General features: G+C 71.3%; 12 protein-coding genes and 1 pseudogene. 4 read left to right on the top strand and 9 right to left on the bottom strand.

What is annotated here, in order from left to right:
* Positions 1 to 178 precede the first annotated feature (178 nt).
* Positions 179 to 571: a VOC family protein gene (locus IE97_RS0130725; protein WP_030247644.1), complete on the bottom strand. Its 393-nt coding sequence runs from the start codon at positions 569 to 571 to the stop codon at positions 179 to 181.
* A 397-nt stretch (positions 572 to 968) separates the two neighbouring features.
* On the opposite strand from IE97_RS0130725, the gene IE97_RS0130720 reads away from it, so the two are divergent.
* Positions 969 to 2,000 (top strand): 7-epi-alpha-eudesmol synthase, encoded by a 1,032-nt coding sequence (locus IE97_RS0130720; RefSeq protein ID WP_030247642.1) that lies wholly within the window; start codon positions 969 to 971, stop codon positions 1,998 to 2,000.
* A 56-nt stretch (positions 2,001 to 2,056) separates the two neighbouring features.
* Here the strand turns inward: IE97_RS0130720 and IE97_RS0130715 are convergent, their stop codons facing one another.
* The 6 genes from IE97_RS0130715 to IE97_RS0130690 all read right to left on the bottom strand — a co-directional run bounded on the left by IE97_RS0130715 (position 2,057) and on the right by IE97_RS0130690 (position 7,597).
* Positions 2,057 to 3,292 carry a cytochrome P450 gene (locus IE97_RS0130715; RefSeq protein WP_030247639.1) on the bottom strand — a complete coding sequence of 412 codons (1,236 nt, stop codon included), beginning with the start codon at positions 3,290 to 3,292 and terminating at the stop codon, positions 2,057 to 2,059.
* Entirely contained in the window at positions 3,289 to 3,897 is a 609-nt protein-coding gene (locus tag IE97_RS0130710) for a GTP-binding protein (protein ID WP_030247637.1), read from the bottom strand. Before IE97_RS0130710 ends, IE97_RS0130715 begins: the two co-directional genes overlap by 4 nt.
* The gene (locus IE97_RS0130705) at positions 3,878 to 4,249 is read right to left on the bottom strand and encodes a DUF742 domain-containing protein (RefSeq protein ID WP_030247635.1); all 372 of its coding nucleotides are present in this window, start codon (positions 4,247 to 4,249) and stop codon (positions 3,878 to 3,880) included. The genes IE97_RS0130710 and IE97_RS0130705 overlap by 20 nt, the downstream gene beginning before the upstream one ends.
* Positions 4,246 to 4,656 (bottom strand): roadblock/LC7 domain-containing protein, encoded by a 411-nt coding sequence (locus tag IE97_RS0130700; protein WP_003994857.1) that lies wholly within the window; start codon positions 4,654 to 4,656, stop codon positions 4,246 to 4,248. The genes IE97_RS0130705 and IE97_RS0130700 overlap by 4 nt, the downstream gene beginning before the upstream one ends.
* Before the next feature lie 5 nt (positions 4,657 to 4,661).
* Positions 4,662 to 6,410, bottom strand: a complete 1,749-nt coding sequence (locus tag IE97_RS0130695; RefSeq protein WP_030247624.1) for an ATP-binding protein — start codon at positions 6,408 to 6,410, stop codon at positions 4,662 to 4,664.
* Between the two features lie 242 nt (positions 6,411 to 6,652).
* A complete protein-coding gene (locus tag IE97_RS0130690; RefSeq protein WP_030247622.1) occupies positions 6,653 to 7,597 on the bottom strand; it encodes a GlxA family transcriptional regulator in 945 nt (314 codons plus the stop codon).
* 71 nt (positions 7,598 to 7,668) lie between these two features.
* Between IE97_RS0130690 and IE97_RS40905 the strand changes: the two are divergent.
* Positions 7,669 to 8,583, top strand: a pseudogene (locus tag IE97_RS40905) (NADP-dependent oxidoreductase); the annotation flags it as partial.
* 152 nt (positions 8,584 to 8,735) lie between these two features.
* Here the strand turns inward: IE97_RS40905 and IE97_RS0130685 are convergent.
* Complete coding sequence (locus IE97_RS0130685) at positions 8,736 to 9,842, bottom strand: NAD(P)-dependent alcohol dehydrogenase (RefSeq protein ID WP_030247619.1); 1,107 nt, start codon at positions 9,840 to 9,842, stop codon at positions 8,736 to 8,738.
* 22 nt (positions 9,843 to 9,864) lie between these two features.
* Entirely contained in the window at positions 9,865 to 11,319 is a 1,455-nt protein-coding gene (locus IE97_RS0130680; protein ID WP_030247618.1) for an aldehyde dehydrogenase family protein, read from the bottom strand.
* Between the two features lie 103 nt (positions 11,320 to 11,422).
* Between IE97_RS0130680 and IE97_RS0130675 the strand changes: the two genes are divergently transcribed.
* Complete coding sequence (locus IE97_RS0130675; protein ID WP_030247616.1) at positions 11,423 to 11,860, top strand: MarR family winged helix-turn-helix transcriptional regulator; 438 nt, start codon at positions 11,423 to 11,425, stop codon at positions 11,858 to 11,860.
* Between the two features lie 207 nt (positions 11,861 to 12,067).
* Positions 12,068 to 12,448, top strand: a complete 381-nt coding sequence (locus tag IE97_RS0130670; RefSeq protein ID WP_030247614.1) for an anti-sigma factor antagonist — start codon at positions 12,068 to 12,070, stop codon at positions 12,446 to 12,448.
* The last annotated feature ends 64 nt before the right edge of the window (positions 12,449 to 12,512 follow it).

Genomic DNA, 12,512 nt, shown 5'->3' with positions numbered 1-12,512 from the left:
TAAAGTCCCGTCGTCCGCCCGGAGGGCGGGCCCCGCGGCGTCCGGTGCGTGCTCTCGGCGTGCCGGGCGTCGCGGGGCAGGCGGGACTTCGCGGACACGGCCCAGCGGGAAGACCGTCCCGGAGAACCTGTGCGGTCTCGCGGTCCTGGGCGTGGATCGCCGGCCGCAGTCGCCGCTGTCAGCCCTGCTTGGGCGCGGTGGGCGGGGTGCGGCGCAGGGTGAAGGAGTGGCCGGCCGGGTCGGCGTATCCGCGCTCCTCCAGTGGGCCCGAGGCCTCCTTGGCCTCCAGGGGCCGTCCGCCGAGGCTGATGACCCGGCGTTCCACCGCGTCGAGGTCGTCCACCACGAACTCCAGGTGCGCCTGGAGCGAGTTCTCGGGGCGGGGCCAGCTGGGCGGGGTCGCGTTGACGTCCCGGCGCAGTGCGATGCGGAAACCGTCGGCGCTCCGGATCTCCACCCGGTTGGCGGTCGCGTCCGCCTCCTCCCCCTCCAGCAGTTCCTTGTAGAACACGGCGAGCTTCTCGGGCTCGGCACAGTCGAGCACCAGGACACCCGCATTCACCAGGGCCATGTCTCCTCCGCAGGATCCCGGCCGCGGGGCGGTCGTGCCCCGCGGCCCTGTACCTTGCGGATATCCCGGCCCGGCGAATTCAGTCGGCCGTCAACCACCGTCCGTCACACACGAGTTCGCGGCCGTCCAGCTCCTCGGCCCTCCGAGGCTGCTGAGGCGCGGTGGACGCGGGACGCCGGTCGAGGGAGGAGGGAGTGTACGCACCTCAAGCGCTTTCCGCAGTAACGGAGATCACGACCGTGTCACGGAATGGCTCATTAACGCCTTGGGCAGTCTCGTACCGCTTCTCGGTTCAACGTTCGGACCGCGAAGTCGAGTTCGACTGTGCGGGCGGTTCTGACGCCGTCCGTTCGCAGGGGTTGGGGGGCTCTGCGGTCCGTCTCCCGAAAGGAAGCCCATGCCTCAGGACGTCCGGTTCGACCTCCCCTTCGACACCCCCGTCAGCGAGCATCTGGAGTACGCCCGGGCCCGGCATCTGCGCTGGGTGTGGGAGATGCGTCTGGTCCACAGCCGCGAGGGCTTCGAGGAGTACAAGTCCTGGGACCTGCCGCAGGCCGCTGCCCGCACGTACCCCCACGCGTCGGCGGACGACATGGTCGTCCTGATGAACTGGTTCTCCCTGGCCTTCCTCTTCGACGACCAGTTCGACGCCGGCCGCCCCGACCGGGCCGACCGGATAGCGGAGGTCGCGCGGGAGCTGATCGTCACTCCCCTGCGGCCGGCCGGAAGCCCTCCCCGTGTGGTGTGTCCGATAACCCTCGCCTGGGCGGAGGTCTGGAACCATCTCTCGCAGGGAATGTCACTGACATGGCAGACGCGGTTCGCGGCCTCCTGGGGGCGGTTCCTGGTCGCGCACTGCGAGGAGGTCGACCTGGCCGCCCGCGGGCTGGAGGGCACGCTGGGGCTCGACGAGTACACCGGGTTCCGGCGTCGTACGGTCGGCATCCACCACAGCATCGACGCGGGTGAGCGCAGCCGCGGTTTCGAGGTGCCCGCTCAGGCGATGGCGCATCCGGTGATGGAGCGGATGCGCGACCTGGCCGCGGACACCATCGGGTTCATGAACGACATCCACTCCTTCGAGCGGGAGAAGCGCCGCGGTGACGGCCACAACCTCATCGCCGTGCTGCGCCGCGAGCGCGGCTGCTCATGGCAGCAGGCCACCGACGAGGCGTACCGGATGACCGTCAAGTGCCTCGACGAGTACCTCGAACTCCAGGAGCGCGTCCCGCGGATGTGCGATGAACTGCGGCTGGACGAGGCTCAGCGGGAAGGGGTGCGCATGGGAGTGGAGGCCATCCAGCACTGGATCAACGGCAATTACGAGTGGGCGCTGACCACGGGCCGCTACGCGGCTGCCAAGGAGGGCGCCGTGGCCACGGCCGAGTTGTCCGGGCGGGGCTCGGTCGATGACCTGCTGACCGTGTGACGCGATGCGCGACGGTGGTGCCCGGCCGGGTCGGGCCGGGCACCAGCACTGTACGGCTATACGGGGAACTCGACCGGCAGGCTGTCCAGCCTGGACTCCCACGTGGAGGCGGTCGAGGTGAGTTCCTCCGGCGGCACGGCCAGGGTCAGCCCCGGCAGGCGGTGCAGCAGGACGTCCACGGCGATCTCGATGATGGACTGGCCGATGCCCTGCCCGGGGCACTCGTGCGGTCCGGAGCTGAAGGCGAGGTGGGCCTGGTTGCCCTGGACCGAGACGTCGGTGTCCGGGCGGATGTCGGGGTCGACGTTGCCCGCCGCGAGGCCCAGCACCAGCAGGTCGCCCTCCTGGATCTGGTGACCTCCGAGTTCCAGGTCGCCGGCGGCGAACCGGCCCGGCAGTACGGCCAGCGGAGGGCTGTTCCACATGACCTCCTCCACCACCGCCGAGATGTTCAGCTGGCCGCTTATCAGCCCGGAGAGCCGCGCAGTGTCGGTGAGGACCAGCTGCAGGACCCGGGCCAGCAGATTGCTGGTCGTGGTGTGCGCGGCGATCAGTACCAGGCGCAGATGGCTGACCACCTCGTCCTCGTCCAGGCCGGCCGCGTGCCCCAGCAGGGTGGTGGTGAAGTCGCCGCCGGGTTCGGACCGCTTGCGCTCGGCCAGTGCGCTGAGGATCGTCATGATGCGGTCGTTGTGCGCGAGGGCGTCCTCACCACCCTTCAGGACCTGGGCGCACGACTCGACCAGGTCGCGCCCCTCCGTCTCGGGGAGCCCGAGGATGCGGGAGAGGACGAGCATCGGCAGGTACTCGGCGTAGTCGTTCACGAGGTCGGCGCGTCCGGTGTCCGCGAAGGCGTCGATCTGCTTGTTCGCGAAGTGGGTCGCGTGGCGCCGGATGCCCCGGGTCGCCGCGGCCTGCAGTCCGTCGGTGACGGCGGTCCGCAGCCTGCGGTGCGGCTCGCCGTCCTGGGAGACGCAGTCGGGCCGCCAGCCGAGCATCGGGATCAGCGGCGAGGTCTCCTCGACGCGCCCCTCCGCCCAGTCCCGCCAGATGCGGGCGTCCCGGCTGAACTGGCGGGGATTGTCGAGCACCCGCCGGTTGTCGCGGTAGCCGAGGACCAGCCAGGCCGGCACGTCGCCCTCCAGGAGGACGGGAGCGACCGAGCCGTGTTCCTTGCGCAGCCGCTCGTAGATGGCCGCCGGGTCGGTAGCGGCTTCCGGGCCGTAGAGCCGGGTCGGTTCGGCGGCGTGGTGCGCGACGGGGCAACCGCGCGGGGCGGTCTGATCGTTCATCGGGGCTGCTCCAGGGCCACGGCCGAGCGTTCCTTCAGGTGGTGGATCAGGGCGACGAGGACGTCACGGCTGGAGGCCCGGTCGCGGGCGTCGAAGGCCACGACGGGAGTGTGGCCGGGGATGTCCAGGGCGTCCCGGATCTCCTCGACGGGGTAGTTCTTCGAGTCGGGGAAGACGTTCAGGGCGACGACGAAGGGGACCTGCTGGCGCTCCATCTCCTCGATGGCCCGGAAACTGGACTCCAGGCGGCGGGTGTCCACCAGGACGATCGCGCCGAGCGCCCCCTTGAACAGCCCGTTCCACAGGAACCAGAACCGCTCCTGGCCCGGTGTGCCGAACAGGTACAGCACCAGGCTCTCGTTGATGCCGATCTTGCCGAAGTCGAGGCTGACGGTGGTCTGCGTCTTGTCGGCGACACCGATGAGGTGGTCGACGTCCACGCTGGCCTGGGTGAGCGTCTCCTCGGTGGTGAGCGGCTTGATGTCGCTGACCGACCGGACCATGGTGGTCTTCCCGGTGCCGAAGCCGCCGGCGATCATCACCTTCACCGAGCGGGTGTCCCCGGCCGCCGGCCCTCCGGGTTGGTCAAAGCCTTTCAAGTCCACTGAGTACCTCCTCAAGGAGCGCGAGGTCGGGCCCGCGGCCGGCGTCGTGTGCCGGGATGGGGTTACGGGCTTCGACGCGACCTGCGTCCAGCAGGTCCGACAGCAGCACCGCGAGAATGTTGAACGGCAGCCCGAGGTGAGCGCCGAGCTCGGCGACCGACAGTGGATCGCGGCAACGCCTGAGGATCTCCTCGTGCTCGTGCTGCATCCCCGGTAACGGGGCGGCGCAGGCGACGACGAGGGTCGCCACGTCAAGGCTCGACGCCGCACCGCCCGGTCCGCTGCGCCCTCCGGTCAGGACGTAGTAGCGCTCGAGACCGGACGGGTCCGACGGTCTGCGGGGAGCACTCATCCAGAGTGCTCCTCCAGGCGCGGAGTGGTGCCGAGAAGCTCACCCATCCTGCGGGCCAGGTCCCGCATCTGGTGCCCGAGCAGGCCCTGGTCGAGGCCCTCCCTGGCGAGGACACCGAGGTACGTCTCCACACCCGCGCGGACGACGAAGAGGTGTCCGCCGTCGACCTCGATCATCGCCAGGCGCAACTGGCCCGCGTACTTGGGGAACTGCTCGGCGACCGGCTGGGCCAGGGCCTGCAGGCCGGCCACCACGGCGGCGAAGCGGTCGACGTCGTCGGGGTCTTCGGCGCCGTAGGAGGTGATGGCCTTTCCGTCGCTGGAGGCCACGAGGGCGAAACGGATCTCCTGGATGCTCTCGACGAGATCGCGGAGCGCCCAGCTCACATCTGTTCCTTGTTGCGTCATGACGACTAGTCGCTCTCTTGGGTGCGGTGCTCGGTGGACTCGCGTCCGGCGGGTGTGTCGCGGTCGTCGGCCGCCTGCGAGGCCGCCGCGGCGTCGCGTCCCGCGGTGGCGAAGGCGGCGAGACCGGAGAAGGAGGCGTCCGGCGGGACGGCGGAGACGGTGCTCCGGTCGGTCCGCTCGGTCTGCCGCGACCCGTCCGTCTTGTTCCGCTTGCTGCGGCGCCGGGGCAGTCCGCCGGGTGTGGTCTCCACGGCCTCGGCCCGGGCGGGCTGTGCCGGTACGGTGGCCGTCTCGCGGGCCGGGGCGGTGACCGTCTCGCGGGTCGCGGCGGCCGTGGCGGTGCGGGGCTCCGGGGCGGGAGCGGCCGGGGTGGCGGCGGGCGCGGGCAGCGGGCTGAAGTACTTGTGCGGAACCACGACCACCACGGAGGTGCCGAGCCAGGGCGAGTCCGCGAAGGTGACGCGGATGCCGTAACGGCGGGCGAGGGCGCCGACGACGCGCAGGCCGATGCTCGCGTCCTCGGTGATGCCGCCGAGACCCGCGCCGGGGGCAGTACCGGCGAGCGCGTGCTCGGCCTCGCGCTTCTTCTCCTCGCTCAGGCCCTTGCCCGAGTCCTGGATCTCGATGCCGACACCGTTGGGGACCTCCTTGCCGGAGATGAGTACCGGCTCGGTGGGCGGCGAGTAGCGGGCCGCGTTGTCCAGGAGGTGGGCGAAGATCAGCGTGAGGTGGTCCACGAGGCCGCCGTCGACGCCGAGTTCGGGCAGGTGGCGCACCTGGACTCGGTGGAAGTCCTTGATCCGGCCGATACCGCCGCGCACCACGCTCAGCAGCCGCTGCGGTTCCTGCCACTGGCGCCCCGGCCGGTCCGACCCGCCGAGGACGCCGATGCTCGCGGCGAGCGAGTCGGCCGGGCCGAGCTCCTGGTCGAGCTCCATCAGGCCACGGGCGACGGCCGGCAGCCGGCCGTGCTCGCCCTGCATCTCGTGCAGCCGGCCGCGCAGCTTGCTGGTCAGGACGTGGATGCGGTTGCCGATGCTGATGACGGCCTGCTCGGCGGAGGTGGAGCGGTCGAACTCCGCCTCGAGACCGATCAGGGCGGTGCGCAGCAGCTTGCGCAGTTCCGCCTGGAGGTCGGAACTGACCTTCGCGCACTGGTTGACGGTGGGCAGGACGTCGTCGATGGCCTCACCGGAACGCAGCTTGGCCATCGCGTCGGGCAGTTGCTCGTCCGCGAGCCGTGCGACGGCGGCGAGTTGGTGGGACAGCTGCTCCTGCCAGACCTCGGCCTGGTCGGCGAGCTGGGTCTCGTAGGCCGTGGCCTGCTCGGCCAGCCGTTCCTCGTACGTCCGGGACTGGTCGGCCAGTTGAGACTCGTACGTGGCGCTCTGGTCGGCCAGGCGCCGCTCGTACGTGGCGTGCTGCTCGCTGAGCTGGGACTCCAGGCCGGCGCGATCGGCGGAGAACTTTCGCTCCAGGCCGGCCACGTGCTGCTGCCACTGCTGGTTGTGCTCGGCCTGTGTGGTGCGGAACGAGGCTTCATTGCGCTGGAGTTGAGCGCGGGTGCGCAGCAGCAGGCGTACGCACACGGCACCGGCCGCCGTCGCCGCGACACCGGCGACGGCCGCGGTGATCCGCTCCGAGCTCATGAACGTGGCGGCAACTGTCCCGCCTCCCAGGCCCAGCGGCATCAACCACCAGCTGTACCAGGCGACAGGGGCCCGCGCCGCCGGTGGCGGAGTGGCGAGTTCCATCTGCATCCTTCGAAGCAACACGATCGAACGGGGGGGTGTGTGAACCGCACTCATGAGTACCGCACCGCGAGCCGACTGGACACGGTCGGGTCAACTCGCAGCGCCGATCGGAACCCTATCGGGTTTGGACCGGCAAGGATCAACCGCGCCGGTCTGCCGGAGGTGAGGGTTCCGTCACGCTTCGGAAGAAGGCTACAGATCGACAAATGACTTTACTGCCGGTGGAGTTGGGGGGCCGAGGGTCAGCGGGTGGCCTGGAACGTGCGGCGGTACGCCTGCGGGGACACCCCTATCGCCGCGCCGAGGTGCTGGCGCAGCGAGGCGCCGGTCGCGAAGCCGACGCGGACCGCGATCTGGTCGACGGTGAGGTCGCTGGACTCCAGCAGGTGCCGGGCCCGGGCCACGCGCTGCTGGATCAGCCAGCGGCCGGGGCTGAGACCGACCTCGTCGCTGAAGCGCCGCGCGAAGGTGCGCCGGCTCATCCGGGCGTGGCCGGCGAGTTCGGCCAGGGTGAGCGGCTCCTCCAGGCGCTGCAGAGCCCAGGCGCGGGTGGCCGCGGTGCTCGCGGCACCCTGTTCGGGAACGGGCTGTTCGATGTACTGGGCCTGGCCTCCGTCACGGAACGGCGGGACCACGCAGCGACGGGCGACGGTGTTGGCGAGGCGGCTGCCGTGGTCCTTGCGGACGAGGTGCAGGCAGATGTCCACGCCGGAGGCGGCCCCGGCGGACGTGAGGAACGGGTGGTCGTCGACGAACAGCACGTCCGGGTCGAGGTCGACGCGCGGGAACATGCGGCGGAACCGGTCTGCGACCTGCCAGTGCGTGGTCGCCCGGCGCCCGTCGAGGAGGCCCGCGGCGGCGAGGACGAAGGCGCCGGTGCAGATGGAGACGATCCGGGTGCCGGGGCGGATGAGCGCGAGCGCGGCCAGGACCTCGCCGGGCACCTCGTCGGTGAGGTGGTCGGGCGCGACGGGCGCGATCACCACGGTGCCGGCCGTGGCCAGGACCTCGGGGCCGTGCTCCACGGTGACGCCGAAATCGGCGTTGGTGCGCACCGGACCGCCGTCGACCGAGCAGGTCAGCACCTCGTACCGGCCGTCGGCCGCGCCGAGGATCCGGCTCGGGATCCCCAGTTCGAAGGGGTAGACGCCGTCCAGGGCCAGGACCACCACTCGTTCACGCCGCATGGCACGATCCTATCGAAGGTTGGCAATCTTGCCATTGGCGTGCGGTGCGCGAACAGGCACGCTGGATCACCATGAGCACACAGAACACGATGCGAGCCGTCAGCCAGGACGTCCTCGGCGGTCCCGAGGTCCTGAAGGAAGTCGAGATCGAGCGGCCGGTACCGCGGCCGAACGAGGTGCTGGTCCGGGTACGGGCGGCCGGGGTCAACCCGACCGACTGGAAGCACCGCGCCACCGGCGGTTTCCTCGGTGAGCCGCCCTTCGTCCTCGGCTGGGACGTCTCCGGAGTGGTGGAGGCGGTCGGCGTCGGCGTCGCGGCGTTCGCGCCCGGGGACGAGGTCTTCGGCATGCTGCCGTACCCGTTCGGGCACGGTTCGCACGCCGAGTTCGTGATCGCACCGGTGCGGGCCCTCACCCGCAAGCCGGCCGGGATCGACCACACCCAGGCGGGCGCGCTCCCGCTGGTGTCGCTCACCGCGTGGCAGGCGCTGGTCGAGCATGCGGACCTGCGGCCCGGGCAGCGGGTGCTGATCCATGCCGCGGCGGGCGGGGTCGGGCATGTGGCGGTGCAGATCGCCAAGGAACGCGGTGCGTATGTGATCGGCACGGCGAGCGCGGGCAAGCACGAGTTCCTGCGCGGCATCGGGGCGGACGAGACGGTGGACTACCGGGAGACGGACTTCACCGAGGCCGTGAAGGACGTCGACGTCGTCCTGGACACGATCGGCGGCGACACCTCCCTGCGCTCGCTGCGCGTGCTGCGCCCGGGCGGGGTCGTGGTGTCGATCCTGCCGGGCGGTTCGGACGACTTCTATCAGGAGGCCGAGCGGCTCGGGGTGCGGGCGGTCCGGATGCTGGTCGACGCCGACCGGGCGGGCATGGAGGCGATCGCGGAACTCGCCGGGCAGGGCAAGCTCCGCGCCACGATCGCCGGGACCTTCCCCCTGTCCGCCGCGGCCGAGGCCCACGCCTCGGGGGGCGATGGGGGTCCCCCCTGCTCGAGCGAAGCCGAGAGCTTGGGGGAGGGTGGGCGCAGCGGCACCCCGCACCGCCGGGCTGCGCAACGCCCCGCCCTCAGCACCAACGCCGAGTGCCGGGTGTCGAGTGGCGGCGCGACGTGCCCTGCTGCGCGGAACTGTCAGAACGTCAGCACCGGCTTGATCGTCTTGCCCGACCTCATGTCCTGGGCCGCGCGGTCGATGTCTTCGAACGGGTACGTGCTGATCAGGCGGTGCAGCGGGAGCCGGTCCTCCTTCACCAGGTGGACCAGGGCCGGGATCATGGTCTGTGTCTCGCTGTCGCCGAGGGTCAGCCCCACGATGCGCTTGCCGCCGAGGAGCCCGTTGACGTCGAGGGCGACTTCGGTGCCGAAGGGCGGGGCGCCGACGACCACCAGGGTGCCGCGGGCGGCGAGCGCGTCGACGCCCTGGCGCAGGACGGCGACGTTGCCCGTGGTCTCCACGACACCGTCCGCGCCCTGGCCGCCCGTGATGCCGGAGAGGGCCTCGGCCAGGTCCTCCCGGCTGGTGTCCACGGTGTGCGTGGCGCCCAGCTCCGTCGCCAGGGAGAGCCGTTCGGCGACGCGGTCGACCGCGACGATCCTGGTGGCCGGGGTGAGGGCCGCGGCCATGACGGCGGACAGACCGACCGCCCCGGCGCCCAGGACGACGACCGTGCCGCCCGTCTCCGGCTTCAGCACGTTCCACACCGCCCCCACGCCGGTCTGCACACCGCAGCCCAGCGGGGCTATCGACTGCAGTGGCACGTCCGGGTCGACCTTGACGACGCCGCGCTCGTCGGCGAGTGCCCGGCCGGCGAAGGAGGACTGGCCGAAGAAGTGACCGCCCAGGGCCTCACCGTCCCGGCTGATGGTGTTCGTCCCGTCGGCCCGGCCACCGCCGAGCAGATTCAGCGGCAGCCAGGTCGCGCAGTACGCCGGGTGCCCGCCGCGGCAGTTGCGGCAGTCGCCGCAGGAGGTGAAGGAGAGCAGGACGTGGTCGCCGGGCGCGACGGAGGTGACGGCGGAGCCGACGGCCTCGACGACGCCCGCGCCCTCGTGGCCGAGGACCCCGGGCAACGGGAAGGGCAGTCCGCCGCTCGCCACGCCGAGGTCGGTGTGGCACAGGCCGGCGGCGACCATGCGGACCAGCACCTCGTGGGCGCCGGGTTCGTCGAGGACGACGTCGGAGAGGGTGAAGGGCGCACCGCCGGACTCGACGACCGCGGCACGGGTGGTGATGGGCATCGCGTGGGCTCCTTGACGGTGCTCAGTCGAGCGAGACGACGACGGACTTGACCTTGGTGTAACCGGCGAGGGCCTCGGGCCCGTACTCGCGGCCGTAGCCGGAGTCCTTCACGCCGCCGAAGGGCACGGCGGGGTCGAGCATCGCCCAGTCGTTGATCCAGACGATGCCGGCCTGGAGCCGGCCGGCGACCCGGTGGGCGCGGGCGAGGTGGGTGGTCTGGATGCCCGAGGCCAGGCCGTAGGGCGTGGAGTTGGCGAGGGCGATGGCCTCGTCCTCGTCGTCGAAGGGCTGGACGGTGAGGACGGGGCCGAAGATCTCCTCCTGGACGACACGGGAGTCGTTCGACAGGTCGGCGATGACGGTGGGCTTGTAGTAGTAGCCGCCGTCCAGGTCGAGCCGCTCGCCGCCGCAGATGATGCGGGCGCCCTCCTTGCGGGCCAGGGCGACGTACTCCTCGACCTTCTGGAGGTGCTTCTCGGCGGCCATCGGGCCGATGACGGTGGCCGGGTCGCGCGGGTCGCCGACCGGCACGCCGGGGACTGCCTCGGCGAGGATGCCCAGCAGGGTGGGGTACACCGAGCGGGCGACGAGCAGGCGCGGTCCGCCCATGCAGAACTGGCCGGTGTTGAAGACGAAGCCCTTGATGACCGCGCCGACGGCCTTCTCCAGGTCGGCGTCCTCGAAGACGATGTGGGCCGCGTTCCCGCCGAGTTCCATGGTGACGGGCTTGAGTGCCTCGCCGGCGACGCTCGCCACATGGCGGCCGATCGCGGTGGAGCCGGTGAAGGCGACCTTGTCGACACCGCGGTGGCGCAGCAGCGCCTCGCCCGCCACCGGGCCGGCACCGGTCACGACGTTGACCACACCGTCGGGTACGCCCGCTTCCTTCAGGAGCCGCGCCATGTACAGGGCGCTGAGGGGGGTCTCGTCGGCCGGCTTGTGGACGACCGCGTTGCCGGCCGCGAGGGCCGGGCCGATCTTGGAACCGGCCAGGATGAGCGGGAAGTTGAAGGGGGTGATCGCGGCGACCACGCCGAGCGGCTCGCGCTTGGTATAGGCGAGGGCGTTCATGGGGGTGTCGCGCAGGGCGCCGTCCAGGCTCTGGGCGAGGTTCGCGTAGTACTCGTAGTCGTTGGCCGCGTTCGTGACGTCGACCGCGCCGCACAGGGTGATCGGTTTGCCGACGTCGAGGCTCTCCAGCGCGGCGAGCTCGTCGGCGTTCTCGCGGATCAGTCCGGCGACGCGGTGCAGCACCCGGCCACGCTCGCGGCCGCTCAGCCCGGACCAGGCGCCGGCGTCGTAGGCCTCGCGGGCGGCGCGTACGGCCGCGTCGACGTCGGCCGGGCCCGCCTCGGCGACGGTGGTGACGACCGCACCCCGGGACGGGTCGACCACCTCGGTGCGCGCCCCGTCGGCGGCCTCGCGCCACTGGCCCCCGATGAACAGCTGTCCGGGTTCCCTCTCGAAGGTGGTCATCGCCGCTCCTCAGCGTCGTCGCCAAGATTTCAACAAACAGGTTTCCTGTTGGTTCGCAGTCTCTTTACAGACAGGTTTCCTGTCAATGGTCTAGCCTGCGTCCATGCTCGACACACAGGTGACCAAGGCGCCCCCTTCCCTGCTCTACATGATCAAGCAGGTGGAGCTCGTCGTGCGCTCCCACCTGGACGAGCTGGTCAGACCTTCCGGGATCACCGCTCTCCAGTACACAGCGCTGACCGTCCTGGAGCGACACGACGGACTGTCCGCGGCCCAGCTGGCGCGCGACTCCTTCGTCACGGCGCAGTCCATCGCGGATCTCGTCCGCTCCCTGGAGGGACGTGGTCTGGTGCGCCGGGAGCGCAATCCCCGCAACCGCCGCGAGCTGCTGATTCTGCTCACCGACGACGGCCGGGAGCTGCTCGCGCGGCACGCCGGGCCGGTCCGCGAGCTGGAGGAGCGGATGGTGCGCGACCTCACCGCACACCAGACCGAGCAGTTCCGCCAGGCCCTCACCAAGGCCTGGCACGCCCTGTCGTAGACCGGGGCCGCGCGCCTGGAAGCGCGCCCGCGCTCGCCCCCGCGCACACCCCGGCGCGAACCTCGGCCAACTCGGCCGCAATTCAAAGACATATGTCAATCGAACATGCTGAAATTCATCCGTTCGGGGGTAACTTGCGGGGCGGGGAACGGTTTTGAGGACCGCGGCCCCTCCCCATGCACGGAGCAGGCTGGAGGCGATCTCGTCGTGCGGCAGGAACCTGCACCGCTCACCCGGCATCTGCGCGTCCGCCAGGAACGGGGGCACACGGTGCTGGAGTTCCGCGGCGAGATCGACATCGCGGCGGCCACGGAGATCGCCCCGCACCTGGACCGGGAGACCAACCGCCCCGCCGCCCGGGTCGTGATCGACCTCAGCCGGATCGAGTTCTTCGACTGCTCGGGCCTGCGGCTGCTGTACCGGGCCAGGAGCCGGGTGCTCGACCGGGAGGGGCAGCTGCTTCTCGTCTGCGCCCATCCCCTGACGCTCCGCGTGCTGCGCATCACCGGCCTGTCCCGGCTGCTGCCCCCGCAGCCGACTCTGGACGCGGCGCTGGAGCAGCCGGAGGCGACGTCCGGCTCGCTGTGACGCGGCGTACCGGGCTCCCGGTGCTGCCCTGTCCGCGTGCGCCCACCGCGCTACCGGCTAAGTC

It is taken from the genome of Streptomyces sp. NRRL S-455, assembly GCF_000717875.1.
GTDB lineage: Bacteria > Actinomycetota > Actinomycetes > Streptomycetales > Streptomycetaceae > Streptomyces.
This window is presented reverse-complemented; position numbering and strand designations above follow the sequence as displayed.

What these genes read in the sequence shown, in the direction of transcription:
- IE97_RS0130725 (WP_030247644.1), bottom strand. Translation starts at nt 571, where the DNA reads ATGGCCCTGGTGAATGCGGGTGTCCTGGTGCTCGACTGTGCCGAGCCC.
- IE97_RS0130720 (WP_030247642.1), top strand. Translation starts at nt 969, where the DNA reads ATGCCTCAGGACGTCCGGTTCGACCTCCCCTTCGACACCCCCGTCAGC.
- IE97_RS0130715 (WP_030247639.1), bottom strand. Translation starts at nt 3,292, where the DNA reads ATGAACGATCAGACCGCCCCGCGCGGTTGCCCCGTCGCGCACCACGCC.
- IE97_RS0130705 (WP_030247635.1), bottom strand. Translation starts at nt 4,249, where the DNA reads ATGAGTGCTCCCCGCAGACCGTCGGACCCGTCCGGTCTCGAGCGCTAC.
- IE97_RS0130700 (WP_003994857.1), bottom strand. Translation starts at nt 4,656, where the DNA reads ATGACGCAACAAGGAACAGATGTGAGCTGGGCGCTCCGCGATCTCGTC.
- IE97_RS0130695 (WP_030247624.1), bottom strand. Translation starts at nt 6,410, where the DNA reads ATGGAACTCGCCACTCCGCCACCGGCGGCGCGGGCCCCTGTCGCCTGG.
- IE97_RS0130690 (WP_030247622.1), bottom strand. Translation starts at nt 7,597, where the DNA reads ATGCGGCGTGAACGAGTGGTGGTCCTGGCCCTGGACGGCGTCTACCCC.
- IE97_RS0130685 (WP_030247619.1), bottom strand. Translation starts at nt 9,842, where the DNA reads ATGCCCATCACCACCCGTGCCGCGGTCGTCGAGTCCGGCGGTGCGCCC.
- IE97_RS0130680 (WP_030247618.1), bottom strand. Translation starts at nt 11,319, where the DNA reads ATGACCACCTTCGAGAGGGAACCCGGACAGCTGTTCATCGGGGGCCAG.
- IE97_RS0130675 (WP_030247616.1), top strand. Translation starts at nt 11,423, where the DNA reads ATGCTCGACACACAGGTGACCAAGGCGCCCCCTTCCCTGCTCTACATG.